Source organism: Asticcacaulis sp. AC402, from assembly GCF_000495835.1.
In the GTDB taxonomy this organism is placed as follows: Bacteria; Pseudomonadota; Alphaproteobacteria; order Caulobacterales; family Caulobacteraceae; genus Asticcacaulis.
This window is the reverse complement of sequence record NZ_AWGC01000027.1, coordinates 38,335-64,465: the sequence shown is the minus strand read 5'-3', so window position 1 is coordinate 64,465 and position 26,131 is coordinate 38,335. Positions and strand designations below refer to the sequence as shown.

Sequence of the window (26,131 nt, the reverse complement as noted above, 5' to 3'; positions counted from 1 at the left end):
CAGCCAAACCCAAACGCCTCGGCTTGACAAGCCAAATGTAAACGCTTACAGCCTTAAGCAACAAAGAAAAACATAGTGAGGAAAATCGGATGCGGGTGGTCTTTTTCAACGGTCTGACTGGCATCTGACCCAGTGCGGCGCGGCCCGGACTGCCGCCTGTTTTCCCATACGGTTAAAGCCCTCGGGCATTACAAGTTGAAGGTTGATGGCATGACGTTCACTCCGCCGGTTTCGTCTCTTTCGCGGCGCTCCCTGATGATGGCGTCCGCCGCAGGCACAGGGCTGACGCTCACCGGCTGTCAGCCGCAAAAAACCAAGTCACCCGCCGCCGTCTGGGACGACACCCTGGCCGACCTGCATAAGCGCACCTTCCAGTGGTTCTGGGACGTTACACCCTCGAAAACCGGCCTCACCCCCGACAACTGGCCCAATCCCGACTTCTGTTCCATCGCCGCCGTTGGCTTTGCCCTTAACGCCTACTGTATTGGCGTTAAGTCCGGCTATGTCGACCGCGCCGCTGCCGCTGAACGCACCCTGACGACGCTCCGCACCTTCTGGAACGGCCCCCAGGGCCCGCAAACGGCCGGCGTCATGGGCTACAAGGGCTTTTTCTACCACTTTCTGAATATGGACACCGGCCTGCGCCACGACACGGTCGAACTGTCCAGCATAGACACCGCCCTGTTCATCACCGGCGCCCTGACGGCGGCCGGTTTCTTCGACGGTGACAACGCCGCGGAAACGGAAATCCGCAAGCTGGGCGTGGCGCTTTATGACCGCATCGACTGGACCTTCCTTGAGCGGGACAACGGCCTGATCAGCATGGGCTACCACCCGGAGCCCGGCCGTCAGGGTAACGACGACACCGGCAAGATTATCCGCAGCTGGGACCGTTACAATGAAGGCATGATGGTCTATCTGCTGGGTCTGGCCTCGCCGACCCATCCGATCAAGGCGACCGCCTGGGATGCCTGGGCCGCCACCATTGGCGTCACCTGGGGCGCCAATTTCGGCGAACCGCACCTGGGCTTCGCGCCGTTGTTTGGCCATCAGTATTCCCATGTCTGGTACGACTATCGCGGCATCGCCGACGCCTATATGCGCGAAAAGGGTATCGACTATTTCATCAATTCCCAGCGCGCCACCGTGGCCCAGCGCAACTATGCCATCCAGAATCCCGGCGGATTCAAGGACTATAGCGGCGACGTCTGGGGCCTGACCGCCTGCCGCGGTCCGGCCTATGTCAAGGCGCCCTATAACGGCCGCGAGGTCCAGTTTTTCGAATATTCCGCCCGTGGCCCGCAAACCGGCGACAAGGAAGGCAATGACGACGGCACCCTTGCGCCGACGGCCGGCCTGTCTTCGATCGCCTTCTCGCCTGAGATCTGCGCCCCCCTGGTTCATGCGCTCCGCGAAAAATACGGTAGCGACCTCTACGGTGACTATGGCTTTTTCGATGCCTTCAACCCGTCCTTCCCCAGGGACCTGCCATCGCGCAGCGGTCATCATACTGCCAAGGCCGGCTGGGTCGCCTACGAATATCTCGCCATCGACCAGGGCCCGATCCTGGCGATGCTGGAAAACCACCGCTCGGGCTTTATCTGGGACCTGTTCAACCGCAGCACGGTTACGGGTCCGATCGTCCGGCGCGGCCTGAAACTGGCCGGCTTCCAGGGCGTGACCCCCGCCGGCGACTGGCTGAAAGGCGGTTCATGACCCTGACGCGCCGCGCCGCCACCGGCCTTCTCGCCTCCGTCGCCGTTTCCAGTTCTCTGGCCAGTTCTCTGGCAAGTTCTCTGGCCGGCTGCACGGCGAAAGCGCCGCTGCGCGTCTGGGCCATGGGCTTGGAAGGCGAGGCGCTTGGCCCGTTTGCGCGTGAGTTCGAACGCAGCCATCCCGGTGTCACGATCCGGGTTCAGGTCCTGCCGTGGAGTGCCGCGCACGAAAAACTGCTGACCGCTTTTGCCGCCGACAACCTGCCCGACATCATTGCGCTGGGGAACACCTGGGTGTCGGAATTCGCGGCGCTCAACGCCCTGGAGCCACTGAACGACCGGCTGAAGGGCAGCGCCATCCGCTTCGACCATTTCTTCGACGGCGCGCGTAACGCAGTGACCATTGGCGACCGCATTCTGGGCGTGCCATGGTATGTCGATACGCGGCTGCTCTTCTATCGGACCGACCTGCTGCACCAGGCCGGGTTCGACGTCCCGGCGGCCACCTGGGACCGCTGGGACGCCCAATTGGCGGCTCTGTCCGGGGCAGGCCGTCACGGCCTGCTGATGCCGATCAACGAGTACGAGCCGCTGGTGGCGCTGTGCCTGCAAAGCGACGATTCGCTGCTGCTCGACAACGACACCCGCGGCGGCTTTCGCCAGGCCGGCATCCGCGACGCGTTTGCCTACGCCGCCTCGCTCTATGAGCGTGGCTACGCCGCCCGTATTATGCATTCCGAAGTCACCGACTACTATTCGGCCTTTGCCCGCGGCGAGTACGCCTTCATTATCACCGGTCCGTGGAACCTGGGCGAGTTTTCGCGCCGCCTGCCGGCCGCCCTGCAGGACAAGTGGGCGACGGCACCCCTGCCCGGGCCCAAAGGCCCCGGGGCGTCGTCGGCCGGCGGCGTGTCGATGTGTGTCACCCGCGCCTCCAGAAACAAGGAGGTGGCGTTTTCGTTTGTCGAATACATGTGCAACACCCGGCAGCAGGCCGTCTTCTACCAGGCGACCGGCGACCTGCCGCCCGACCGCGATGCCTGGCCGATGGCCCGGCTGATGGAGGACGAACGCACCCACGCCTTCTTCGACCAGCTGAGCATGGCCCGGCCGGTGCCCAAGGTGCCGGAATGGGAGCGGATCGCCAATGAGATGACCGGCGCGCTGGAGCGGGTTATCCGCGGCCAGGTCGGGCTGGATGCGGCGCTGGAGCGGCTGGACGCCTTTGCCTGGAACGTCCTCACCAAACGCCGCACCCTTCTCGCCAGGCAGCGCAGCTTTCAAAAAAGCGGCGCGGCATGAGTTACGACCTGCGCGTCTTCGTAAAACATCTCTCACCCGGCCACGTCTTCGTCGCGCCCGCCCTTCTGATCCTGTTCATCTTCTTCCTGGCGCCGGTGGCCGGCGCCTTTGTGATGAGCTTTACCGACTTCGACATCTACGCCCTGGCCGACCTGAAGAATCTGAGCTTCATCGGCTTTGACAACTATATCAACCTGCTGGGCTCGCCCCTGTTCTGGAAGGCCTTCGGCAACACCGCCTATTTCGCCGTTGTCGGTACGCCTTTGTCGATCGCCGTATCCCTGGGGCTGGCCATGGCGCTGAACACGCCAGGTGTGGGCTTAAAGCCGGTCTTTCGTACTGTTTTGTTCGGCCCCTATGTCGCCACCCTGGTCGCGGCCGCCATCATCTGGCGTTACATGGTCGATTTCCAGTACGGGTGGGTCAATCGTGGCCTGGGCGTCGTCGGTGTGCCGCCGATCGACTGGCTGGGCGATCCGCACTGGTCGATGCCGGCCATTATCCTGTTCGCCGTGTGGAAGAACTTCGGCTACAACATGCTGATCCTGCTGGCGGCCTTGCAGAAGATCCCCGACGAACTGTACGAAAGCGCCAGGGTCGACGGTGCCGGTCCGTGGTCGCGATTTTTGCATGTGACGCTTCCCGGCGTGGCGCCCGTGTTGTGGATGGTCGCCCTGCTGACCGTGGCGGGCTATTTCCAGCTCTTCGCCGAGCCCTATGTCATGACCCAGGGCGGACCCGCCCAGTCGACCTTCTCCCTGCTCTATTACATGTACCAGGACGGCTTCAAGTACTGGAACCTGGGCCATGCCTCTGCGACGGCCTTCATCCTGTTCGCCATCCTGATCGGCATCTCCTTCATCCGTAACCGGTCGCAGGAGAGTTTTGCATGAAGACTTGGCTCATGAAGATTGGGCGCATGAAGATTTGGCGCATGAAGATCCCCTCCGTCCCCACCCTGATCGCCGGCTCTGTTCTCGTCTTCGCCACCGCCTGGGCAGCCTTTCCGCTGTTCTGGATGACCTCCATGTCCTTCATGCCGGAAGCCGAGGCCAATGCCTTCCCGGCGCGGTTATGGCCAGTGAATCCGACGCTCGACAACTATGCCGAACTGTTCGCCTACCAGCATATGGGCCGCTACGTCCTGAACTCGCTGTTCGTTGCCTGCCTGGCGACGGCCCTGTCGCTCGCCTTCAACATCACGGCGGGATATGCTTTCGCCAAGCTGCAGTTCAGGGGCCGCGAAAAGCTGTTCCAGGCCCTGCTCGCCGCCCTGGTCATTCCGGGCCAGCTCACCATGCTGCCCCTGTTCTTCCTGCTGAAGAACCTGCACCTCCTCAACACCTATGTCGGTGTGGTGGTGCCCTTCATGTCGTCGCTGTTCGGCATCTTCCTGGTCCGGCAATATGCCCTGAGCCTGCCGGACGAAATGCTTCAGGCCGCCCGCGTTGACGGCGCTTCGGAATGGCAGGTCTTTCGCCGCATCGTTCTACCCAATCTGCGTCCCATCATGGTGACACTTGGCGTCTTTACCTTCCTGGCCGCCTGGAACGACTTCCTGTGGCCGCTTATCGTCCTGTCGGACGACACCTATTACACCCTGCCTCTGGCCATCGCCGCCCTGTCCCAGGAACATCTCCAGGATCAGGGGCTGATGATGGCCGGCGCCACGGTCACCATCGCCCCGGTTCTTGTCCTCTTCATCCTGCTGCAGCGCCACTACGTCCGCGGACTGCTGTCAGGCAGCGTGAAGGGATAATCGCCATGTCCAAGCTCGCCCGAATGGTCTGCAAACTGTCATCGCGCTGCGCTCCGGTGCTCACGTACCTTGGGTACGTTCCGCTCCGGTGCTCGCGCGCTAACGGTTTTCGCCGCATTCGGGCGGCTTGGCCGACCCAGGCAGCCATTTTTTTTGTTCAACGCGTACCGTAAGAAGGATACCCACCATGACAGCCTTCACCCCGTCCCGCCGTTTCTTTTTGAAGAGCGCCGTCGCCTCGGCCGCCCTGACCGGCGTCGCCGCCCCGGCCTTCGCCAAGGTGAAGGTCAAGGCCGCGGCCGACCCCTTCATCGAAAACCTGATCAAGTCGATGACGATCGAGGAAAAGGCCGGCCAGTTGTCGATTTTCGGCGACTCGGTGCGCTTCGACGGCGCGCCGATCAATCCGACTCCGGCCCAGACGTCAACGCGCCAGCAAGTCTATGACGACATTGCCGCCGGAAAAATGACCGGCGTTTTCAACGGCATCGGCGTCGAGGTCGGCCGCGAAATGCAAAAGATCGCCGTCGAAAAGTCGCGCACCCGGATTCCGATGATCTTTGCCGCCGACATCATCCATGGCCTGAAGACCAGCTTCCCGATCCCGCTGGGTGAGGCGGCCAGTTTCGACACCGACCTGTGCTACCGCACGGCGCGCGCTGCTGCCATCGAAGGCACGGCAAAAGGCATCCACTGGACCTTCGCACCGATGGTCGACATCGCCCGCGACCAGCGCTGGGGCCGCGTCGCCGAAGGGGCGGGCGAGGACACCTGGCTGGGCGTCCAGATCGCCATCGCCCGGACGAAAGGCTTCCAGGGGCCGGACATCACGGCCGAGGACTCAATGCTGGCCTGTCCGAAACACTTCGCGGCCTATGGCGCGGGTGAGGGCGGTCTCGACTACAACACGGTCGACATCCCCGAAACCACCCTGCGCGAAATCCACCTGCCGCCGTTCAAGGCCGCCTTCGACGCTGGCGCCATCACCACCATGTCCAGCTTCAACGACATTGCTGGCGTGCCGTCGACCGGCAATCGCCACCTGCTGACCGAGATCCTGCGCGACGAATGGGGTTTCAAGGGCCTGGTCGTATCCGACTATACCTCGGACGAAGAGATGATCCTGCACGGCTATGCCGTCGACGGCCCCGACGCCGTGGTCAAATCGCTCAATGCCGGCACTGACATCTCGATGATGAGCCATCTGTACAACAAGCATATTCCCGACCTGGTCAAGTCTGGCCGGCTGAAGCTCGCCGTCGTCGACGAAGCTGTGCGGCGTGTCCTGCGCGTCAAGAAGGCGATCGGCCTGTTTGACAATCCCTACCGCTCGCTGAATGTGGCGCGCGAAAACGCCGACATCCGCCGCCCCGAGGTCGTGGCCCTGTCGCGTGAAGCCGGCCGCAAATCGATGGTGCTGCTGAAGAACGAAGGTAACCTGCTGCCCCTGCCCAAGACCGGCAAGTCGATCGCCCTGATCGGTCCGTTCGGCGCCGATCGCGACAACCTGCCCGGGCCGTGGACGGTCTTCCCGGACTATCCCAACTGCGTCACGGTCGAAGAGGGCTTCCGCTCTGCCATGGGGCCCAACGCCAAGCTGACTGTGGTCAAGGGTTCGGACGTCGAAGCCCCGATCGCCGGCGGCATTGAGGCGGCAGTCGCGGCAGCCAGGGCGGCCGACATCGTCGTCCTGCACATCGGTGAAGCCACCAACATGTCGGGCGAGGCCCAGTCGCGCGTCGACATCTCCATCCCCGATCCGCAACTTGCCCTGGCCGAGGCCGTGGCGGCGGTCGGCAAGCCGATGGTGGTTCTGCTGAAGCACGGTCGGGCGCTGGAACTGGAAGGCGCGGTCAAGGCAGCACCGGCCATTCTGTGCACCTGGTTCCTGGGCTCGGAGACCGGCAATGCCATCGCCGATATCGTCTTCGGCGATCACGCTCCCCAAGGCCGCTTACCGGTGTCCTTTCCGCAGGCCTCGGGTCAGCAACCTTTATACTACAACCGCCGCCGCACCGGCCGGCCGCAGCTGACCGACGACAAGAACTACAAGACGCGGTATCGCGAGGTCACCAACGAGGCTTTGTATCCGTTCGGTCACGGCCTGACCTATTCGTCCGTGTCGTACGGCGCCACGGCGGTCAGCTCGGCGACCCTGGGCTGGACGGGGTCGATCAAGGTGACGGCGACGGTGACCAATACCGGCAGCCGCCGGGCCCACGAGGTCGCCCAGTTGTACATCCACGACAAGGTCGCCAGCATAACCCAGCCGATCCGCGAATTGCGCGGCATCAAGCACCTGGACCTGGAGCCGGGCGCCAGTGCCACGGTCGAATTCACCCTGATGCCGGCGGATCTGGCGTTTGTGCACTTTGACCTGACGACGGCGCCGGAGCCTGGCCGGTTCGAGGTCTGGATCTCGCCGTCGGCAACGACGGGAACCCCAGCCAGTTTCGACCTGGCGAAGTAAAGGCGCTCATACCTCCCTGCGCTTTATCGCGCGGGGAGGGTGAGCGCAGCCGGGATACAGCCCCGGCAAGCGCGGCGGTCGTGGGGCGACTTCCTTGTCCGCTCTGCTATCCTTTCTGGCATGCAAAGCTTGCGGCCTGTGGCAATTCTTGCTTACCTCTTCTTCGCGTCTTCGCGTCTTCGCGTGAGACCTCCTGACCCGGTTGATCAAAGAAATCGCACGCGAAGACGCGAAGGCGCGAAGGTAAAGAGAAAAGCCTGAAAAATGATCCGGACAGAATGTTTCGGGTTGAGCGCCTCTGCGCTTTAGCTTATGCGTTCGGCATATCGCCTGCATATGCATCCGTAGCTCAGCTGGATAGAGCGTTGCCCTCCGAAGGCAAAGGTCACAGGTTCGAATCCTGTCGGGTGCGCCATTTCCCGTTTATCACCGCCCGCAGCGCCGGTCCTGGCCACGAATTGGTCACGACGGCAAGTGAAGCCGCAACGGCCGAGGGCCCTCGCTCCGAACGACACTCTCGCGCGAACGCGGCACCCGAAGCGAGCCTCCAGCCCCGCAGATACTCGCGGACAGCGGACGGTCTGGCTTCATGGCTGTAACGACTGCTTTGGTGCATTTCCCGCCTGTTCATGGCGATTGGAAACGCATCCATTGATGGGCAACGCTGCCGAGATAGACAGCCGCCGCCAACTTGCTTACACAGCGCGTCGTTCGGAGCGGTCATGGTGTCTGACGAAACCCACGCCTATTGGCTAGAAGCGGCACACGCACTTTTGGGCGATGCAAGCGCTGAGATTCTTGCTGGCGACAGTGAAGTCGCAACGCTTCTTCTCACACTAACAGATCGGCGCCAGGTTGTGATGAAAGCCGTGCGGGCAGCCAGCGAGAAGCGCGCAAACCTCTTTTTCCAGTGGGAAGCGCTGATGCTTTTGAGCGCCGAGCCAGACTTCCCCGGCCCGCAACCTGTGTCGCGCCACAGCCTCAGTGATGAAACTGAGGTCTTCGTCCTTGGATATGTGCCTGGCCGGCATCCGGCGTTTGAAAGCGATGAAGATTTTAGAGTTTTCGGCGCCACGCTTGCGCGCTTTCATAAGATCTCAAAGGGGAAGCGCCTTTCGGGGGCGACCAATTGGGACCTGCATCGCGTTGCTCGCCACTATGAAAACCCGCTTCTGCTTCAACTCTTAAGCGATCAGGAGAGAACTATCGTTGCAGCAGCGCTCGATCGGTTTGGCCCGCAGTTCCAGGCGCAAATTGATGAGGGTGTCTGGACGGGCTTGGTTCATTCCGACAGCCATCGCCATAATGTTGTGATCGACGGCGCACGCGGTAGCCTTATCGATTTCGGCGAATGCGGCTTCGGCGCCCTATTCTGGGATTTGGGCGTGGCGGTCGCTGATAGCGCCGTCGATGCGCCCGAGCGGGGCGAGGTCTGTCGTCAAAACCTTGTCGCAGGGTACTGCACGGTGACTCCAGAGGCCGAGCCCATTGTCGACAAGACCCTGCCGGTCTTCGAAGCGATGCGAAGCCTGGAAGTGATCACATGGCCCGTCAGCGATTGGTCTCCGGAGCGGCTTGCGGGAGACAAAGAGGAGGCGCGCGACAATATCGAGGTTTCTGTCCGTCATCTCGAAGCATTGCTCGACTCGCCTTGAGTGTTTCGGAAGCGCTTCCCCTGCTGTCACTGCGGCTGCTGGCGCGAATGTCGTCATCAGGCGATGAACTTGCCTTCCGTCGCGCTGGCCGGGAATGAACGCTTCGCGACAATCCCAGCCGCGGCACAAACAGGCCCGGACGGCGGCCAACGTGCTCGACGCAGAGGCTGGCGGCGTTAGAGAAACGCGGCAATAACAAGAGTGTACGCGTTCCGGTGTTCATCCTCACTGGTGCGCCATTTCCCGTTACCCATGTCTCGGGTCACTCATATTGCCACTGTCCGCGGCGACAGCCCTGGCTACGAATTGGTCACGGGATGGCTCGGTCTTAGGCTTCTCTGCGATTAGCCGAAGGACCATCTCGCTAAAGCATCCTTGTCGCATCGCCGGTGCATTCGAAGTATCTTCGACCAGGCCCCTTCGACTGGAGCGTGACCGATGCGCAGCGACCCATGCCAACTTGTACTGCCTCCAGGCTTCGAATCCGATCCGGAGATCGACAGCCTTCTCGAAGCGGTCAAAGCTTCGGATTTGGCGCTTGTGATAGATGATCACGACGCCGTCCTGCGGGCCGCAGCCCCAGAAATGCGCGCAAACGTGCCTGCCAACTTTGTCATGGACCGCGAGATGTTGCGTCAAGGCTTGGCGCTCAACATGATCACCTATGAGCGCTACGTGCGGCGGGTGGAGCATCTGTCCCGCAGACCCAATGGCGAGTATCTCATCATGGGTGAGGAAGAGGTATTTCCCAAGAGCTCGAATGTTCGGCTCGACGGGGGCAAGGAGCGGCGCAGGTTCACCGACATTTGGCGGCAAGAAGGGCAAAGCTGGCTGCTGTCCGTTCGCCACGCAACGGCGATCAATCCGGATTGATGCGTCGCCGAGACGTGCGAGACCGACAGGAACGCTGTTAGGCGCACCCACGCCTTTGCTGTTTCATGCGTGTAGGACTGCCCTCAAGGACAACACTATACCGGTTCCCGGATTCATCCTCACCGGTGCGCCATCTGCGGTTTATCATGACCACCGCATGATGGTCCTGGGCACGAATTGGTCACGCTGGCGAAAGCACTTCGGCCCCGCCCATTTCCGCGTCCTGCATTCCATTGCCACGTCGCGTTCAGACCAGCACTTTTCGAAACACCACTTTGTCGTTGCCGGCTTCATAGAAGTCTCGAATACGAGCCTCTTCTTCATAGCCGCATTTGCGATAAAAACCCCGCTGCGCTTCGAAGCCTGCGAGCCCGGATGTTTCGATAATCAGCATGCGGCCTCCCAGTTCGGCGAGTTTTGCTTCAACTGACCGAAGTAAAGCCGCACCGTGCCCTTTACCCTGTTGGTCAGGGTGGACCGCAATGAGCAGCAGATTCCAAGTTCGATCGGTGAGCCGCTCGGGAATGAAATAGGCGACGCCCCGTGGCGCGCCGTCCTCAAACGTTAGCCAATGCTCTGCGGTTTCGGCGCTCGAGAGATACGGCTCCATCATCTCGGCCAACATTTCCCCCGGAAAGAGCTCAACCGCGTTGATGACGTTTGAAAGGCTGGGCGTGTCTTCGGCGACCGAGGGTCTGATCATGTGACGTTCCGTTATTATGTGTGTGTTGCACGCACCTAGTTACTGTGGTACGCGTTCGAAGTCAACACGCAGGAGCAACGCACTTGAAGCTGCGAACAGCCAATCTCTTCGGCGCGCTAGCGACCGCAGTCGCCGGGCAATTGGCGCAGGCCGCGAGAAGCCACCCCAATCAAACGGATACAGGAACTGCGGCTCTCAATTTGATCGCCTTGTTTGAAGGCTGCTCGAACAACGATCTCAGCCGCGCGTTGCAACTTTCTCATTCCGCCACGGTGCGCCTGATCGATAAGCTGGAAGTGGATGGGCTCGTGAACCGGCACGACGCGAAAGACCGGCGCGCTGTTGCGCTGCACCTGACTCCTTTGGGGAAGCGCGCGGCCGAGACGGCGCTCAAAGCGCGTTGCGCTGCTCTATCCGACCTGGTTGAGCGTTTGTCCGATGCGCAACGTGCAGCGCTTGACGATATCGCCGCGACGCTTTTGAAACATATGACGCAATCGCCGCTCGAAGCCGCGCATATCTGTCGGCTTTGCGATCACGTCGCGTGCCCGGAGGTCGACTGCCCGGTCCACAAGAAAGCCCTTGAGTTGTCGGCCGCGTAGCGCGCAGCCTTAGGATCATCGTTCAAAAACAACCACATACCGGTTCCCAGTTTCATCCTCACCGGCGCGCCATATTTTATAAGGGTTTGCGGCGCTTTCTGATTTTCTGAGATTTGCCCGGAGACGCTAGGGTGACACTAGCGGGGGCAAAGTACGCGTCTGAATATCTCATATGCGCGGACTGACTCAATGAGCCGTCTCTATTTGTCTACTATTGGTGCGGATAGCCGCTCCGCTCTTGCTCTGCGCGAATTTTCGTGCGCTACATGACAGCGTTAACCAAAAGGGGGTTTTCAAATGAAAACTGTTAAAGTGTGTTCGGTCGTCATCGCATTAGTTATGGCTACCAGTGTCGCGGGTTGTGCGACAAAGCGTTACGGTCGGATGCAATCGCTTGTTCCGGCAGAAGCCGCTGCTCTCGATTGTAAGCAAATCGGAATCGAGATTGCAAAGGTTGAGGGCTTTGAACTTCAAGTGGAACAAGGCGCCGAAATCGATTGGAAGTCGGTCGCCGGCTTCCTAGGCGATTATGGAATCGGCAACACGCTCGAAAAGAACGCGGCGATCAAAAGTGCCGCAGAGCGTAAGGCGCAATTGCGCAAGCTTCAGATCGATAAAAACTGCCCGATGGCCTAGTTGGTTGGCTTAAAGTCGGTCTTCTTCATGGCGGCGATCAAAGTCTTGGTGCAAAACGTCGTTGCGACTTGGGCATGGTCGCCGTCATCGACAAAACAGTAGTTGTAAAACACCGGCAGGCCTTCGCGGCTCAGGATCTTTATATCCGCCCGATCCAGCAATATGTCGTTGTCGACTTCCTCACCACCGATCGCTGAAAGTCTCGCCGGGCTCCATGACAGCTCAAAAAGTGCGTTTGGTGATGTGCCGGGCTGGATTAAATTTACAGTCACGGGCTTATTCAGTTGCCCCCGACGATATCGGGACAGGGCCTTAGTCAGAACAATTTCGGCAAGCTTGTCCGCGCTCTTGACGTCGATCGGGTCGCCGTCGCTGGATCGATCGCACGCCGCCAATGACAAAACCAGCGCCCCCGCAGTCATGACGGCAATCAATTTGCGCATAAGGCCCCCTTTTTTTTGTTATGCTGTTACGTGTTGCACAATGCGACCAACCTCACAAGTTCAAGCGACGGTTTTGATTTTCGTTGATTGTTTTTCAAATCCTGCCCCGCTGGCGAAGTCCTTGCGCTCGTAAAGTGCGGAGTCCGGCGTTTGAGCTGAAAAAATGTGAATACCAAGAGTCATTCTTTATGAGGCTTGGTATCGCGCCTCAACTCAAAGAAGAAAAGTTTCAAATTGTAATTTGGCGTTTAAACAGTTGAATAAAAATGTGAATACGAGAGCAATCCGATAAAAGTGGACGCCACCGCTCGGGGATTCCATCAAAGCTCATCCGGCCCTAGCACAATCGGTTAACTGCAGAACGCTTTGTCGGATTTCGCTAGGACGCCTGGGAATTCACGATCCCAACGGGCTCGCAGAAGGTCTCGATGACGCTGGCCAGGGCTTGCGGCCGGCCAAAATAGAAGCCCTGCAAACTATGACATCCTGCCAGTCTCAGCAGCTTGGCCTGTTCCGCCGTCTCCACCCCTTCAGCGGTGATGGCGATCTCCAGGGCGTGCGCTATGCTGACCGTGCCGACAACCAGAGCGGCCGCCTGGCGATCGGTATCGATCCGCCCGGCGAGCGATCGGTCGATCTTGATCCGGTCGAACTGGAAGCGGCGCAGGTAACCGACACTGGCATAGCCTGTGCCGAAGTCGTCCAGTGCCAGCGAAACCCCCAGCGCCTTGAGGTTCCTGACGGCGGCAATGGCCCGGTCGGGATTCTCGATCAGATAGCCTTCGGTGACCTCCAGCTCCAGTCGCTCGACCGGAAAGCCCGTTTCTTTCAGCACGTCAGAGACCTTGTGCTCGAACAAGGGGTCGCGGAATTGGGCCGGTGAAATATTGACGCTAAGCCGCAAGTCCGGCCGGTCGCGCAGATCGCTGCACGCCCGTCTGAGGACGAACTGGCCCAATGGATGGATCAGCCCGCTCGATTCAGCGATGTCGATGAACTGATCGGGTGCCAACGGGCCGTCAGGCCGGCGCGGCCACCGCACCAGGGCCTCGACCGAGGTAGTGCGATGGGTCCACGTGTCGACGATCGGCTGGTAGACGACATCAAATTCGCCACGCGCCAGACCAGCGCGCATGTCCTTTTCGATCGCCTGTTTGCGGTGGCGGGCAGCGTCCAGTTCGGCGTCGTAATGGGTGATGCGTCCCTTTCCCGAAGCCTTTGAATGGTACATCGCCATGTCGGCGCGGCGCAGCAGTTCCTGGCTGGTGCGCGCTTTCAGGTCAGCGTCGGCGATACCGATGCTGGCGCCGATCTGGACGGTGATGTCACCGATGCGTATGGGTGCCCCCAGAAACGCCAGGGCGGCTTCGGCGAACGCCTGGGCCTTGGCCGGGCCCTCCGCGCCGCCGATCAGCATGGCGAATTCGTCGCCGCCCATGCGCGCCAGCATGGCCTTGGCCGGCAGGAAACCCTTAAGTGCCGCGGCAACGATCATGATCAGCTTGTCGCCGGTATTGTGACCGTAGATGTCGTTGACATCCTTGAAGCCGTCGAGGTCGATAAAGACGACGGACTTGCGGCCACGCTTGGTCCGCCGGCTATCGCTCAAAAGGTCGAACAGGGCCCGGCGGTTGGGCAGGCCGCTCAGGCCGTCAGTCATCGCGAAGGTGCGGGCTTCGTTCTCGCTGCGCGCCAGCTTGCGCATGCTGAAAGCGGTCACCGCAATGAAGATCAGCACCAGGGCGCCGGTCAGCCAGCTGACCTGCTCGACGCGCGAGCGGGCGGCACCGGCGGTGATCGCCCCGGACAGCTCCGGCGTCCAGGTCAGTTGCGTCACGGGTTGTCCGCCGGCGTCCTTCAGAATCAGATACGGCGGCGTGGTTTCGCCGATAGGGCGAAAGGCCAGATCCTTGACTCCGAAGATCCGGGCCTGATTGGCCAGCCGCTGCGGCGTGATATGCTGCGTCATCACCAGGTAGCGGCGCATGGTTTCCGGGTGCGTCCCTTGAGGCGTTCCTTGAGGCGTTCCTTGGGGCGTTTCTTGAGGTGTTTCTGGGCCATTGAGCGGCCGGATCAGGCCTATGCTGACAATGGCCGGACCGTGCGTCGTCATGGTAAAACCCGAAGCCACCGTCCGCCCGGCCTCTATGTCCCGATGGTGGGCGGCAATAAGTGTGTTCAGGCCGCTGCCCAGGCGCCGGACATCCGACTCAGGCTGACCGAGGTAACGGCCCCAAAGGAGCGCATAGGTCTCGTCAAGAATGAACGCACCGTCATAGGGTTTTGTCCCGGAGGAGCCAGCGCCCCATATCTGGTGCAGCCAGGTATCGTCGAACGTTTCGCGATACAACTGGTCGGCCGCATCATCCCAGATGGCATTGTCGGTTGTTGTCTCGGACATCTGCGCGATGGCCGATACCAGCGCCGCCTGAACCAGTTCATGCCCGCGCATCATATCGATCTGGTCGGTCTTTTCGGCGATGGCCGACAGAGATGCATGCATCAGAAAGACAATGGCGGCCAGGGTTCCGACCCCGACGATCGCAACCAGGCCGACCAGCAGGCGTGCGCTGGACGTGGTGTGGGAACGCCAGGCGCTCAACTGGGCGAGGATGCGGGAAATCACAGGGTCAAAGTCTCTGGTTCAAAGTCTGATGGCTGTAATGATGGCGCATGTCCTGACCCTAGACCAAATCCCTGAATCGTCCCTTACGACCGTGAAAATCTTTGTTTTTGTGGCAAAAAATATACCACCATGACCTGTGAACAGCCTTCGGCCCAGGTGATCGATCGCCCGCTGCCGGCAATGGAACGGATCTTGCCAACACTGCCGATCTCGTGGCGGAATCCGTCTCCGTATCGGCATTGCAGGTATCTTCGACCGTGGTCACGCCATGGCGCAACCGGCCATAACCTTCAGGCGGCTTTCCGGGTGCAGGCCGGCGTTTAGAGCGGGAAGTGTTTTGATGGAACCAAAACCCCGCTCCAGGTTCTTGGTTTGTTTCGCAATTTTGCCCAAAACGAGAGCGCCCGTGCCGTCGCGTCCACTTTATCGGATTGCGCTCTGCATGCGCCCGCGGTTATCCGCCGAACGTAACCCGCAGCCGCAAACCCGCAACAACGGCGTCCTTGGCGCCGAAACCACCGGGATTTTGGATATACTGCAGGTCAGGCTGGATGACGAAACGAGAACCGACAGGTGCCTGCCAGGTGACTTCCCAGGTCGTTTCCGCGGCAGCGCCCTGAGGATTAAGCAAACGCCAGGCCTTGCTGAATTCGGCACGATAAACCGCAACGCCAACGACGTCGTTATCGCGGCCGGGCAGGGGGCCGGTATAGGTCAGACCACCTCCGACGTAGCCGGAAAGGTCGTGCACAGCGGCGGATGCCGTGCCGGCACGAATCCAGGCCGCCAGTCCCTGGTCGTCGTCCTCGTTCTCGCGCGTCAGGTAGAGACCCAACTGGCCATAGCTCCCCGTGCGTGGGCCGGTCCCCATGCCGTCAAGCTTGTCACCCCGAGCGCTGTACGACCAGGTGCCTGCCTTGGCAAAGCCGCGGTCAAACAGAAACTCCGCTTCGACCACGGCATGACTGCCCTCCTCGGCATTCAACCGAAGCGACGTGAACACGGATCCGTGCTGCGGATCCCCCGCTACGCCGTCGAACAGGCCGGCGCGCAGCCGTAACGCGTCCGTGACGCGCCACTCTTCGACGATGCCGAGGCCGGTCACCGGGAAGATGGACGGACCGCTCTGGGCGTAATCAGCGCCGATTCCGGCCGAAGAGTTCAGAAATACGCCCCCGATCGGCTGGGTATCAAAAATTGCGTTCAGATTGACAATGCCCGCCGTGGTGACAAACCGTTCGTCGGGCGTGGTGTAGCGTGCCCACGCCTCCATCAGCCGAACGCCCGGCGGCGCGTCAATATTCGACAGGACCTGGACATCGCCGACATAGCGCTCGGAAAAGCCGCCGTGATTATTGGCCAACACATAGGCGAAGCCTTCCCACCCGTCGCTTCCCGTCCAGGCTGCGGTCAGGTCGATGTTGCTCATGGCCCACGTACCGGTGCGCAGACCCCCTTGAGTGTTACCCAGCAGATCGACGGTCGCGGCCGCTTCAAAGTGCACCGGAGAGGCGTCTTCGGCCGCGGCCTGGCAGGCCATTGTGCTCGTCACAAGCGTGATCGCGGTAATAAGGTAGGCAAAAGTTTTCATGGCGCTTTCCGTTTCGCCGGACAACTTAGGGTAAACGCGCCAATATTCCGTTCACGGGTAAGGTTAATGCGGCGGTAAGGTTTACACAGGCGCCAGGTGACGACGCCTTTCAGGCGGCGACTTCCACTTCGGAAACCTGACTTTGCGCCATGGCGGTACAACTGGTGGCCTAATACCAACCCTCGATGACCTTGACTCATCGCGGGTTTGCAAGCGCGCCAGAGAACGTTCTTTGGGCGCCCGAGCTTTTGCGAGGAGCCACGCGGCGTTTGAGCTGAAAAAATGCGAATACCAAGCGTCATCCTTTATGAGGTTTGGTATACGCCACATTTTGATCAAAACTCATCCAGTTCTAGTGCCAGCGGAGTTCGCGACCTCGGAACACAATTTCCGCGCCCTGAAGACAAGGTTAACCAGGCTTAACCTTGGCACCCTTCTTGCTGCGGATACGTGGATCTTCGCTCAGGAGTGGTGTGTGTCTCGAATCTGTCTGATGTCTCTCGTGCTGGTTTTGTCCGGCATCTCGTCCGTGGCCGTCGCACAGCCGGACCGCAGTGTCGCCCAAACCCGGCAATGCAATGCGGACGCTGGCCGGACTACGGTCAGCCAGGCCGCCTATCGTAATGGCGGTGCCCGTCAGCGCGCCATGATGCGCAACCACGTGAACGTGGCGGAACTGAAGGCGCGGCGTGCCTGCCGTGGCGGGTAGGGTCCGGCGAAACCGCCCTGCTCCCGGGGCCCTCGGGGACCACGTAAAGACAGGGCGTGTTCAGCCAGTTGGTAACCCTGCCCATGGCCCTCTGGGGTCAAACCGTTGACATGATACGGGTGAAGGCGCTCACAAAACGTGTTACCATCTCATCGGCGTCTGACAGGGTCAGGGTAAGCGGCGGCGAAAAGGCCAGGGCCCCAATGCTGGGCAGCGGTCGGACAATGAGGCCGCACCCATAGGCCGCTTCGGCGATGGCCGCGGGCAGCTTTCGTCCGGGTTCGAACAGCCTGCGGCTGGATTTATCCTCCACCAACTGCACGGCACAAACAAGGCCGACTCCGCGAATTTCGCCGACGTGCGGATGATCACCCAGTTCGTCGCTAAGCCTTTGCATCAGGTGCGCGCCGACGCGGCGCGCATTATCGGCCAGATGTTCACCCTGATAGATGTCCAGCACGGCATTGGCCACGGCGGCCCCAACCGGGTGACCGGAATAGGTATAGCCGTGCGAAAAGCCGCCCAGTGCTTTAGACCCGTCGTGCAAAACGTCCCAGATACGGGTCGTCATAAAGGCTGCTGACATCGGGAAAACGCCTGAGGTCAACCCTTTGGCGGTGGCCATGAAATCGGGCCTTATGTCATAGGTCTGGCTGCCGAAGTCGGCACCCGTGCGCCCAAAGCCGCACACAACCTCATCCGCCACCAGCAGGATGTCATTTTCCTGGCACACTTGCTGAATACCAGCCCAGTAGCCTTTCGGCGGCGGCACGACCCCACCGGCACCCAGAACAGGCTCTCCTATGAAAGCAGCGATGGTTTCGGCACCCTGATCGTGAATCAACTGCTTGAACGCGTCAATCAGGCGGGTTGAAAAGGCCAGTTCATCTTCGCCCTCAGTGGCAAATCGGTAAGCGTGCGGACATTCGGTGTGAAGTATGCGCTCTATCGGCAGGTCGAACTGATCGTGGAAGCTTTTGAGACCGGTCAGGCTGGCGGTCGAGATCGAGGTCCCGTGATAGGCCCCCCAGCGCGACACGATCTTTTTCTTGTCGCGCCGCCCCAACAGATTATTGTAATGCCAGATTATTTTCAGGATCGTGTCATTGGCGTCTGACCCGGATGAGCCAAAAAACACATGGTTGAGGTCGCCGGGCGCCATGGCCACCAGTCGAGCCCCCAGGGTCTCCTGAGCCGCATTGGAATAGCCGCCAAAGGTGTGGAAATAGTCGAGATTTCGCACGGCATCGGCCATAACTTGCGCGATCTCCTCGCGCCCGTGGCCAATGTTAACGCACCAGAGACCTGCCGTTCCATCCAGCAGTTCATGACCTGTGTCATCGCGTATCCTGACACCCTTGGCCGAGGCCATGCGGCGGGGGCCGGACTGCAGCATGGCCGCAATCGAAGAGGCCGGATGAAGAACGTCAAGTCTGCTGTGTGGGGTCATGACGGCATTTCAGCACGGATGGTGGCGTATGAAAGGTGTAAACCCGCTCTAATTCTGAGAATAAACGCACGGAATGCAGTTTTTGCCGAATTTTATTCGGTTGACTGTGTTAAGACGTGTCATGACCCTGCGACTCGACAAGATCGACCTGAAAATCCTGCGTGCCCTGCAAACCGATGCCCGCATTACCAATCTGGCCCTGTCCGACAAGGTTGCCCTGTCGGCCAGTGCCTGTCTGTCACGGGTTCAGAAGCTGAGGGACAAGGGATACATTGCCCGTGACATTAGCGTCTTGTCTCCGTCAAAAATAGGGCCGGTTTTACATGCCTTGCTCGAAATTACCTTATCTAACCATAAGCTTGCCGATCATCAGGTCTTTGAACGCGCCATTGCCGGACGCGATGAAATCATCATGGCGGTGAAGGTCAGCGGGCGCTTTGACTATCTTCTGGCGGTGACGACGCGCGACATGCCGGCCCTCAATGCTCTGTCCGATGAACTTCTGGAGGGCGATCTCCCGATCGCCAAGCTGGTAACGGTCCCGGTGCTGGATATTGCCAAGGCCTTCAACGGCTTTCCGATCGAGAGGCTGCAACACACGTCCTGATACCGAATTTTATGCGGTTTATGGCCTGCCTACCGCATAGTCGTCGTATGCCTCGCGCCACAACAACGCTTTATTCTCCCCGGGCCGTGCCACCTTAAGGCTTCAAACCTTACAAGGACCTCCGCGTGGCGATTTTCAGACTCGCGAAAGCTGACGATATAGAGGCGATAGCCCGGTTAACCGCCACGGCGGGATCGGGTCTGACAACCGTGCCCAGAACCCGGTCCGAAGTGACGGAGTGCGTGGAGAAAACCCTCAGGTGTCTGGCCGGTGATCCCACCAGCCACCGCCTGCTGTTTGTGGCGGAACACGCGGGTGAAATCGCGGGTATTTCGTCCATTATTCCCAGACTGGGCGTGGATCGTCCGTTCTACAGTTTCAAGCGCAGTCGGCATACCCGGCACGCATCGCGACCCAAGTTGACGGTAACCTATGAAACGCTTCAGCTTACCACAGATTTTGATGGCTATACCGAGCTGGCCACCCTTTATGTGGCACCGCAGGCGCGCGGGTCAGGTTTTGCGCGCCTGTTGTCTCTGGGACGACTGGCCTACATAGCCAACCACCGTACGGCGTTTGATGACCGGTTGATGGCCGATATTCGAGGGTGGTTCGATGCTGACGGTGAGTCGCCGTTCTGGACCCACCTGACCTCGAAATTCATCGATGTGCCCTATGATCAGGCCGATAAACTGTGCATGAATGACGGTCATTTTATCGATCAGCTCTTGCCGTCCTTGCCCATCTTTTTAAATCTGTTGCCGGAAACGGTTTCCCGGTGTGTTGGACGGCCTAATGACAATTCCGCCGGCGCGGTTAAACTGCTGGAAGGCACAGGGTTTCGTCGCACAGACCTGTGCGATGTCTTCGACGGAGGGCCCTCCATGGTGTGCGAAACGGACCGGACCCTGATTGCCCGCACCGTGACCGCCGTTCAGGGTGTGACCGCCGCCGCCCTTCAGTCGGCCTTGGTATTTGGGGGCCAGGGCGCTGACTTTCGCGCGACGATCGGTCTTGCCGATTGGGGATCGCAACGGGTTTCGCGCGACGTTGTGGACGAACTTGCCACCGAAATTCTCACAATGGCGCGAATTGACGCAGAGGTCATGCCATGAGCCAGGAGATGAATTTTGACGGCCTGATCGGCCCGACGCACAACTATGCCGGCCTTTCTTTTGGCAATATGGCGTCGCGACTCAATGCCGGTGAGCGCGCCAACCCCAGGGCCGCGGCCTTGCAGGGCCTGGCCAAAATGCGTTGCCTGATGGAGATGGGCCTCGTGCAGGGGGTCTTGCCGCCCCATGAGCGGCCGTTTTTGCCAGCCCTGCGGCGGATTGGCTTTAGCGGCAGCGACCGTGAGGTCCTCAAGACAGCCTGGGTGACGGATCACGCCCTTGTCGCCAATGTCAGTTCTGCCTCCAACATGTGGACGGCCAATGCCGCCACTGTCAGCCCCAGCGGGAACACCCGGGATGGGCGGGTGCATTTGACACCGGCCAATCTGGTCGCCATGCCCCATCGCAGTCTCGAATCTGAGTTCACTACGCGCGTGTTGCGCCGTGTGTTTAAGGATGAGGCGTGTTTTTGCGTTCATGAAGCCTTGCCGGCCTGTGATCTGTTCGGCGATGAAGGCGCGGCCAATCATAATCTGATGGGGGCCAGGCATGGAACCGGGAGTTTGGAGGTCTTCGTTTATGGCCGCGTCGGTTTGCAACGGCACGCAAATCGCACCCGTTTTCCAGGTCGACAAACCCTTGAGGCGTCTCAGGCAGTGGCGCGGCTGCACGGGACAAGGCACGCCGTTTTTGTTGAACAAAATCCTCTCGCCATTGACGCCGGAGCCTTTCACAACGATGTGGTGTGCGTCACCAACGAACGGCTGATGCTGTTCCACGAACAGGCCTTCGACGACGTGGCGTCTACGAAGGATGTTATCCGTCGTGCCGCAGAGACCTCAGGGTTTGAGCCGATCTTTGTGATGGCATCGGCCGCACAGATGCCGATCGGGGATGCCATCAGATCCTATCTGTTTAACAGTCAGTTGATCACCCGCCCTGACGGCAAAATGAGCCTGATCGTGCCATCGGATGCCGAAGACGTTGATAGCGCGCGTGAATTCGCTGCGGCGTGTGTTGCCGGTGAGAACCCGATCGATGAGGTTGTTTACCGCGACATCCGCGAAAGTATGCGCAACGGTGGCGGCCCGGCCTGTTTACGCCTGAGAGTCCAACTCACCGCGGAGGAAATGCGTGGCGTGCATTCGGGCGTCGTGATGACACCGGAGACGCTCACGCAGCTTGAAGCCTGGGTAAGGTCTCATTATCGCGACCGACTGGACCCGGACGATCTGGGCGATCCGAACCTGATGACGGAATCCCGAACCGCGCTGGATGAATTGACGCGCATCCTTGGTCTGGGGGCGTTGTATGACTTTCAGCAGGGGTAATTCATGAGCCTTCGCCAATTGGATGACCACGATCGCGTGGTCCTGGCGCGTATCGACGCGCGCAAACCCGCCCTGCTGACCCGGACTCTGGACTGGGCCCGCTTGAACACCGGCAGCACCAATATCGAGGGCCTGACGGCCTTTGCCCCCATTCTTGAAGACGCCTTTTCGGAACTGGATGCTGACATTCAGCTGATTCGCTGCGCGCCGGTGGATAAGATCGACACCAAGGGTGAATCGACGCGCTTTCAAAGCGGTTCGGTATTGCAGGCGACCGCCAGACCGGAGGCGCCAGTGCAGGTCGTTCTCACCGGCCACTACGACACGGTTTATGCGCCCGGCACGTTCGAAGCCATCACCGATCTTGGCGACGGTCGCATCAATGGTCCCGGCGTCGCCGATATGAAGGGGGGACTGGTGGTCATGCTGGAGGCGCTGCAAGCCTTTGAAGCCGGGCCCCTGAAGGACAGGCTCGGCTATCGTATCGTCCTGTCGCCTGACGAAGAGACCGGCAATTTCGCCAGCCAACAGCTAATCCATAAGGCCGCGACAGGCGCCCACATCGGCATGACCTACGAACCGGCGATGGAAAGCGGAGCCATGGCAGGCGCGCGCAAAGGTTCGGCAATTTTTGACATCGTTTTCCATGGCAAGGCGTCCCATGCCGGTCGCGCCCCGGAGCAAGGCCGCAACGCCCTTTATGCCGCCGCCCAGTTTATTACGCAGATGGAGCGTCTGGAACACGAATATCCGGGCGTGACTTTCAATGTCGGGCGTCTGGATGGCGGGGGCGCGGTCAATATTGTGCCCGATCTGGCCATTGTTCGTCTGGGCGTGCGGGCCCCGGATCAGGGTGCGGCAGCCTGGACCACGCAGAAGGTGCGCGCGACGTTTGATCAGGTGTGTGAGCGCGATGGCATCACGGGTCATATACACGGCGGCTTTTACCGTCCACCCAAACCGCATAATGCCGCTCAGGCCGCTCTCAGCCTGGCCATTGCCGAAACCGGGGCCGGTCTTGGCCTTTCGATCACCTATGTCGATACCGGCGGGGTATGCGAAGGCAATAATGTTTTTGCCGCGGGCGTGCCGAACATAGACACGCTGGGCGTACGCGGAGGCCTCATCCATTCACCCGCAGAGTTCATGGTCGTAGAGAGTTTAGCTGAGCGGGCCGGACTATCGGCCCTTATCCTTAACCGGCTGGCCGATGGGCGCATAGATGCCCATAGGATCCACGCCCTGATGGAGCCGCACCATGACGCGTGATGTCTATAAGAATGGCCAGTGGTCGGCCGGGGACGGACCTGCGTTTCAGAAAACCTGCCCGGCATCCGATGAAGTCGTCTGGTCGGGTCATGCCGCCAGTGGCGCGCAGGTCGAGGCAGCGGTGGGGGCTGCCCGCGCCGCCTTTGCGCCATGGGCATTGAGGCCACAAGCTGAACGTATCGCCATATTGGAGGCTTACGCCGACGCCCTGACCTCGCGTCGCGACGCGATTGCCCGCGCCATTAGCCGTGATATGGGCAAGGCCCTTTGGGAATCCCTGAGCGAGGCGGATGCGATGGCGGCCAAGGTCGCGATTTCCGTAAAAGCGCAAGCCGAAAGGGCGGGGCAAAAATCTGCCGCCGCCGCCTTCGGAACGATCGACCTGGGTCATCGGCCGCACGGCGTCATGGCCGTGATTGGGCCGTTCAACTTTCCGGGTCATCTGCCCAACGGCCATCTGGTTCCGGCCTTGCTGGCTGGCAACACCTGCGTCTTCAAGCCGTCGGAACTGGCGCCTTCGGTCGCTGCCCTGATGGTCGAGGCGTTTGAAGCTGCCGGGTTGCCGCAAGGGTGCCTGAATGTGGTGCACGGCGGGCGCGAGGTGGGTAGCGCCGTCCTCAATGCCCGAATCGATGGGCTGTTGTTTACCGGTTCGGTCGAGGCGGGCCTGGCGTTCCACAGGCATTTTGCCGGACGGCCTCAGATTATACTGGCGCTGGAAATGGGCGGGAACAATCCGCTTATCGTGTGGAATCCGGCCGATGTCGAGGCCGCCGCCGATATTGTGTTCACCTCAGCCTTTGTGACGACCGGTCAACGTTGCTCGTGCGCGCGCCGCCTGATCCTGCCGGAAGGTGGGTTTGGAGATGACGTTTTGACAGCGCTGGTCGAACGTATTCGCACCGTGCCGATTGGCGCGTGGGATCAGGATGTTTTCATGGGGTCTGTGGTCTCGGCCCCCGCCGCCCAGGCTGCCCTGAGGTTTGAGTCGGATCTGCTCACGTCAGGGGCCAAACCTGTTCAGGCTTTCGAGCACCCTTTTGGGCCCGGCGCGTTTTTGCGACCTGCCCTGATCGATGTGACTCACGCCCGTGATGTACCGGATACCGAACTGTTCGGGCCGCTATTGCAGGTGACCCGTGTTCGGGATTTCGACAGCGCCATAGACCGCGCCAATGCTACGCGGTTTGGCCTGGCCGCCGGATTTGTCGGCGATGACGACGACCTGTGGCGCAAGGCCTACAGCCACTTGAACGCCGGCGTCCTCACGCGCAATCGTCCGACCGCCGGCGCGCCATCATCCCTGCCATTCGGGGGGCCGGGCCTGTCAGGTAATCATCGCCCCAGCGCCTATTATGCCGCCGACTATTGTGCCTGGCCCCAGGCAACCCAAAGCGCGCAAAAAGCCGTCCGACAGACGCCGGCAGGCTACGGTGGTGGCTTTGGGCGCTAAGTTAGCTTTTTTAAAGTCGTCAAATCCACAGAGCCGTCACAGAGCTTGGCGCGTTGGGTTGATGCTATCTTACATGTGAAGGGCTCGGACAAGGGACCCTCATCCACAGGAGCAGGTATGGACGGCAAGGCGCCGCCTTCTTCACCGCCGACCGGGAACACCACGGCGTCAGCCGACCCAGTACTGGCGGGGTCGGAACGCTCACGTTTAGGCGACCTGGTCCATAATCGCTTCTTTTCTCCCCTCGTTCGATTTTTCAAGCGCAGAGGGTTTCAGACGCCTGAGGCCGAAGACGGCGCGCAGGAAGTCTTCGCGCGCCTGTCCGGTCTTCAGGCGGATAGCCTCATCGATAATCCGAAGGCCTATCTGTTCCGGGTCGCCGCTTCGGTGGCGGTGGATAAGGGGCGACGGGAGCGCGTCCGCCATCAGGACATGCATATTTCTACTGAAAATCTGGAGCTTGGGGGTGAGGAGCCGTCCAGCGAGCGCGTCTTAATCGTGCGAGAAGATTTGTCAAACCTGCTCCTGGCGCTGGAAGACATGCCGCCGCGACGGCGGGAAATATTGTTATTGAACCGTCTGGATGGCTTAAGCTACAGCCAGTTGGCGGTGAGATACGGTGTAACGGTAAGTGCGATTGAAAAACAGATGATGAAGGCGATAGCTCATATCCATACCCGCATGGGATCGCATTCCGACAGGACAAAGTCCTGATGTCTCTATACCTGTGGCCGCATGTCAAGTCTCAACCCGTCGCCAGACCGGAGGACGCCGCCGCATGGGTTGCGCGTCTGATGTCCGATCAATGCACGCAGGCCGACCGTTCGGCCTATGAGCAGTGGGCCAGCGCACACCCCGCCGAAGCGGAGCAGGCTGAGGCGATGCGGCGTCAGATGCAAACCTTGTCCTTGCTGTCATCGGACCCTCTGATAGCACGTCAGTTGAACCGTGTTCGCAACCATACGCCGGATCGACGGGCCCTGTTCGGGGGTATGGCCGCGGCCGTGATTGTGGGTGTCGGCCTGATGATCACGCCGGCCCTCATCCAGCGCCATCCGGTATATGAAACCCGTATCGGCGAAACGCGCACCGTAAAACTGGATGACGGCAGTGTGCTTCTGCTCAACAGCCGGTCGCGGGTGCGTATCGACTATAGCGACACCGAACGCCGCATCTGGCTCGATGAGGGGCAGGTGCGTTTTGAGGTGGCAAAGGACCGGCACCGACCCTTTCGGGTCTTTGCGGCTACCGAAGAAGTGCGGGCTTTGGGCACCGTATTCGACGTCCGTCGTGATGGTGCACGAGTGCAGGTGCTGCTCGAAGAGGGAAGCGTTGCGATTTTCTACCAGGGTGATACGCAACGTCCGGCCTCCGCTACGCCGCAAACCAGAGCCATGGCTGTGCTAAAGCCCGGTCAGTCGGCTGAGACGGGCGATCCTGGCCATCCGGGTGCGGTGGCGGTCAAGGCGGCCGATATCAAGGTCATGGGGGCGTGGCGGTTCGGACTTATGGTCATGGAAGATCGTCCCCTGGCCGAGGCGGTGGCGGAAATAAACCGCTACAATACCCGTCAGATTGTTCTGATCGATCCGACCATTGCTGACATTCGCATCAGTGGCGTGTTTCAGACGGGTCGCCCTGAGGCCTTTGCCGAGGCCGTCACAGCGGCCTTTCCGGTCGAAATCGCCCATCAGGGCGGCGATACCGTGCAACTGCGTGCCGCGCCGGGTATCTGACCAGACTGCGACCATTCGGCAACATAGCTGCAAGATGTAATGCCAATGTCGCATTATATTAAAAAAAACGTCAAGAGCCGGTGAGG

General features: G+C 60.4%; 22 protein-coding genes and 1 tRNA gene. 18 read left to right on the top strand and 5 right to left on the bottom strand.

The window, feature by feature from the left end:
* The first annotated feature begins 210 nt into the window (after positions 1-210).
* From ABAC402_RS35090 to ABAC402_RS35055, 8 genes are all read left to right on the top strand, one after another.
* On the top strand, positions 211-1,716 hold the full coding sequence (locus tag ABAC402_RS35090; RefSeq protein ID WP_031235853.1) for a glucoamylase family protein: 1,506 nt from the start codon (positions 211-213) through the stop codon (positions 1,714-1,716).
* Positions 1,713-3,017 (top strand): sugar ABC transporter substrate-binding protein, encoded by a 1,305-nt coding sequence (locus tag ABAC402_RS35085; protein WP_023450550.1) that lies wholly within the window; start codon positions 1,713-1,715, stop codon positions 3,015-3,017. Before ABAC402_RS35090 ends, ABAC402_RS35085 begins: the two co-directional genes overlap by 4 nt.
* Positions 3,014-3,910: a carbohydrate ABC transporter permease gene (locus ABAC402_RS35080; protein ID WP_023450549.1), complete on the top strand. Its 897-nt coding sequence runs from the start codon at positions 3,014-3,016 to the stop codon at positions 3,908-3,910. Before ABAC402_RS35085 ends, ABAC402_RS35080 begins: the two co-directional genes overlap by 4 nt.
* Positions 3,907-4,776, top strand: a complete 870-nt coding sequence (locus tag ABAC402_RS35075; protein WP_023450548.1) for a carbohydrate ABC transporter permease — start codon at positions 3,907-3,909, stop codon at positions 4,774-4,776. The genes ABAC402_RS35080 and ABAC402_RS35075 overlap by 4 nt, the downstream gene beginning before the upstream one ends.
* A 187-nt stretch (positions 4,777-4,963) precedes the next feature.
* The gene (locus ABAC402_RS35070) at positions 4,964-7,246 is read left to right on the top strand and encodes a glycoside hydrolase family 3 N-terminal domain-containing protein (RefSeq protein ID WP_023450546.1); all 2,283 of its coding nucleotides are present in this window, start codon (positions 4,964-4,966) and stop codon (positions 7,244-7,246) included.
* 338 nt (positions 7,247-7,584) lie between these two features.
* Positions 7,585-7,661, top strand: a tRNA-Arg gene (locus tag ABAC402_RS35065).
* A gap of 307 nt (positions 7,662-7,968) precedes the next feature.
* The gene (locus ABAC402_RS35060; RefSeq protein ID WP_023450545.1) at positions 7,969-8,901 is read left to right on the top strand and encodes a phosphotransferase enzyme family protein; all 933 of its coding nucleotides are present in this window, start codon (positions 7,969-7,971) and stop codon (positions 8,899-8,901) included.
* 438 nt (positions 8,902-9,339) lie between these two features.
* Complete coding sequence (locus tag ABAC402_RS35055) at positions 9,340-9,774, top strand: nuclear transport factor 2 family protein (protein WP_023450544.1); 435 nt, start codon at positions 9,340-9,342, stop codon at positions 9,772-9,774.
* Positions 9,775-10,021: 247 nt separating this feature from the next.
* Here the strand turns inward: ABAC402_RS35055 and ABAC402_RS35050 are convergent, their stop codons facing one another.
* Positions 10,022-10,477 carry a GNAT family N-acetyltransferase gene (locus ABAC402_RS35050; protein ID WP_023450543.1) on the bottom strand — a complete coding sequence of 152 codons (456 nt, stop codon included), beginning with the start codon at positions 10,475-10,477 and terminating at the stop codon, positions 10,022-10,024.
* Between the two features lie 83 nt (positions 10,478-10,560).
* On the opposite strand from ABAC402_RS35050, the gene ABAC402_RS35045 reads away from it, so the two are divergent.
* Together ABAC402_RS35045 and ABAC402_RS35040 are read left to right on the top strand one after the other, a co-directional pair.
* A complete protein-coding gene (locus ABAC402_RS35045) occupies positions 10,561-11,079 on the top strand; it encodes a MarR family winged helix-turn-helix transcriptional regulator (protein WP_023450542.1) in 519 nt (172 codons plus the stop codon).
* 297 nt (positions 11,080-11,376) lie between these two features.
* The gene (locus ABAC402_RS35040) at positions 11,377-11,715 is read left to right on the top strand and encodes a hypothetical protein (RefSeq protein ID WP_031235849.1); all 339 of its coding nucleotides are present in this window, start codon (positions 11,377-11,379) and stop codon (positions 11,713-11,715) included.
* On the opposite strand, the gene ABAC402_RS35035 is transcribed toward ABAC402_RS35040, so the two are convergent.
* The 3 genes from ABAC402_RS35035 to ABAC402_RS35025 all read right to left on the bottom strand — a co-directional run bounded on the left by ABAC402_RS35035 (position 11,712) and on the right by ABAC402_RS35025 (position 16,375).
* Entirely contained in the window at positions 11,712-12,158 is a 447-nt protein-coding gene (locus ABAC402_RS35035) for a hypothetical protein (RefSeq protein WP_023450540.1), read from the bottom strand. The two genes, ABAC402_RS35040 and ABAC402_RS35035, sit on opposite strands and share 4 nt — an antisense overlap.
* A gap of 379 nt (positions 12,159-12,537) precedes the next feature.
* Positions 12,538-14,784 carry a bifunctional diguanylate cyclase/phosphodiesterase gene (locus ABAC402_RS35030; protein WP_023450539.1) on the bottom strand — a complete coding sequence of 749 codons (2,247 nt, stop codon included), beginning with the start codon at positions 14,782-14,784 and terminating at the stop codon, positions 12,538-12,540.
* A 454-nt stretch (positions 14,785-15,238) separates the two neighbouring features.
* The gene (locus tag ABAC402_RS35025) at positions 15,239-16,375 is read right to left on the bottom strand and encodes a carbohydrate porin (RefSeq protein WP_023450537.1); all 1,137 of its coding nucleotides are present in this window, start codon (positions 16,373-16,375) and stop codon (positions 15,239-15,241) included.
* A gap of 493 nt (positions 16,376-16,868) precedes the next feature.
* Here ABAC402_RS35025 and ABAC402_RS40320 point away from each other — a divergent pair, with 493 nt between their 5' ends.
* Complete coding sequence (locus ABAC402_RS40320) at positions 16,869-17,084, top strand: hypothetical protein (protein ID WP_162148530.1); 216 nt, start codon at positions 16,869-16,871, stop codon at positions 17,082-17,084.
* Between the two features lie 97 nt (positions 17,085-17,181).
* Here the strand turns inward: ABAC402_RS40320 and ABAC402_RS35015 are convergent, their stop codons facing one another.
* Positions 17,182-18,534 (bottom strand): aminotransferase, encoded by a 1,353-nt coding sequence (locus tag ABAC402_RS35015; protein WP_023450535.1) that lies wholly within the window; start codon positions 18,532-18,534, stop codon positions 17,182-17,184.
* Between the two features lie 121 nt (positions 18,535-18,655).
* Here ABAC402_RS35015 and ABAC402_RS35010 point away from each other — a divergent pair, with 121 nt between their 5' ends.
* The 7 genes from ABAC402_RS35010 to ABAC402_RS39370 all read left to right on the top strand — a co-directional run bounded on the left by ABAC402_RS35010 (position 18,656) and on the right by ABAC402_RS39370 (position 26,045).
* Positions 18,656-19,141, top strand: coding sequence for an Lrp/AsnC family transcriptional regulator (locus tag ABAC402_RS35010; protein WP_023450534.1), 486 nt, complete (start codon positions 18,656-18,658; stop codon positions 19,139-19,141).
* A gap of 125 nt (positions 19,142-19,266) precedes the next feature.
* Positions 19,267-20,256, top strand: coding sequence for an arginine N-succinyltransferase (locus ABAC402_RS35005; protein WP_082180004.1), 990 nt, complete (start codon positions 19,267-19,269; stop codon positions 20,254-20,256).
* Positions 20,253-21,587, top strand: a complete 1,335-nt coding sequence (astB, locus tag ABAC402_RS35000; RefSeq protein ID WP_023450532.1) for an N-succinylarginine dihydrolase — start codon at positions 20,253-20,255, stop codon at positions 21,585-21,587. Before ABAC402_RS35005 ends, astB begins: the two co-directional genes overlap by 4 nt.
* 3 nt (positions 21,588-21,590) lie before the next feature.
* Entirely contained in the window at positions 21,591-22,856 is a 1,266-nt protein-coding gene (locus ABAC402_RS34995) for a hydrolase (protein ID WP_023450531.1), read from the top strand.
* Positions 22,846-24,309, top strand: coding sequence for a succinylglutamate-semialdehyde dehydrogenase (astD, locus tag ABAC402_RS34990; RefSeq protein WP_023450530.1), 1,464 nt, complete (start codon positions 22,846-22,848; stop codon positions 24,307-24,309). Before ABAC402_RS34995 ends, astD begins: the two co-directional genes overlap by 11 nt.
* A 117-nt stretch (positions 24,310-24,426) precedes the next feature.
* Entirely contained in the window at positions 24,427-25,023 is a 597-nt protein-coding gene (locus ABAC402_RS0120580) for an RNA polymerase sigma factor (protein ID WP_082180003.1), read from the top strand.
* Complete coding sequence (locus tag ABAC402_RS39370) at positions 25,023-26,045, top strand: FecR domain-containing protein (protein ID WP_023450527.1); 1,023 nt, start codon at positions 25,023-25,025, stop codon at positions 26,043-26,045. Before ABAC402_RS0120580 ends, ABAC402_RS39370 begins: the two co-directional genes overlap by 1 nt.
* Positions 26,046-26,131: the final 86 nt, after the last annotated feature.

Bases quoted from the DNA above. Each gene is read 5' to 3' on its own strand.
- ABAC402_RS39370 (WP_023450527.1), top strand. From the start codon at position 25,023: ATGTCTCTATACCTGTGGCCGCATGTCAAGTCTCAACCCGTCGCCAGA.
- ABAC402_RS35070 (WP_023450546.1), top strand. From the start codon at position 4,964: ATGACAGCCTTCACCCCGTCCCGCCGTTTCTTTTTGAAGAGCGCCGTC.
- ABAC402_RS40320 (WP_162148530.1), top strand. From the start codon at position 16,869: ATGTCTCTCGTGCTGGTTTTGTCCGGCATCTCGTCCGTGGCCGTCGCA.
- ABAC402_RS35090 (WP_031235853.1), top strand. From the start codon at position 211: ATGACGTTCACTCCGCCGGTTTCGTCTCTTTCGCGGCGCTCCCTGATG.
- ABAC402_RS35025 (WP_023450537.1), bottom strand. From the start codon at position 16,375: ATGAAAACTTTTGCCTACCTTATTACCGCGATCACGCTTGTGACGAGC.
- ABAC402_RS35015 (WP_023450535.1), bottom strand. From the start codon at position 18,534: ATGACCCCACACAGCAGACTTGACGTTCTTCATCCGGCCTCTTCGATT.
- ABAC402_RS35040 (WP_031235849.1), top strand. From the start codon at position 11,377: ATGAAAACTGTTAAAGTGTGTTCGGTCGTCATCGCATTAGTTATGGCT.
- ABAC402_RS35080 (WP_023450549.1), top strand. From the start codon at position 3,014: ATGAGTTACGACCTGCGCGTCTTCGTAAAACATCTCTCACCCGGCCAC.
- ABAC402_RS35010 (WP_023450534.1), top strand. From the start codon at position 18,656: ATGACCCTGCGACTCGACAAGATCGACCTGAAAATCCTGCGTGCCCTG.
- ABAC402_RS35085 (WP_023450550.1), top strand. From the start codon at position 1,713: ATGACCCTGACGCGCCGCGCCGCCACCGGCCTTCTCGCCTCCGTCGCC.
- ABAC402_RS35060 (WP_023450545.1), top strand. From the start codon at position 7,969: ATGGTGTCTGACGAAACCCACGCCTATTGGCTAGAAGCGGCACACGCA.
- ABAC402_RS0120580 (WP_082180003.1), top strand. From the start codon at position 24,427: ATGGACGGCAAGGCGCCGCCTTCTTCACCGCCGACCGGGAACACCACG.
- astB (WP_023450532.1), top strand. From the start codon at position 20,253: ATGAGCCAGGAGATGAATTTTGACGGCCTGATCGGCCCGACGCACAAC.
- ABAC402_RS34995 (WP_023450531.1), top strand. From the start codon at position 21,591: ATGAGCCTTCGCCAATTGGATGACCACGATCGCGTGGTCCTGGCGCGT.
- ABAC402_RS35055 (WP_023450544.1), top strand. From the start codon at position 9,340: ATGCGCAGCGACCCATGCCAACTTGTACTGCCTCCAGGCTTCGAATCC.
- ABAC402_RS35075 (WP_023450548.1), top strand. From the start codon at position 3,907: ATGAAGACTTGGCTCATGAAGATTGGGCGCATGAAGATTTGGCGCATG.
- astD (WP_023450530.1), top strand. From the start codon at position 22,846: ATGACGCGTGATGTCTATAAGAATGGCCAGTGGTCGGCCGGGGACGGA.
- ABAC402_RS35050 (WP_023450543.1), bottom strand. From the start codon at position 10,477: ATGATCAGACCCTCGGTCGCCGAAGACACGCCCAGCCTTTCAAACGTC.
- ABAC402_RS35035 (WP_023450540.1), bottom strand. From the start codon at position 12,158: ATGCGCAAATTGATTGCCGTCATGACTGCGGGGGCGCTGGTTTTGTCA.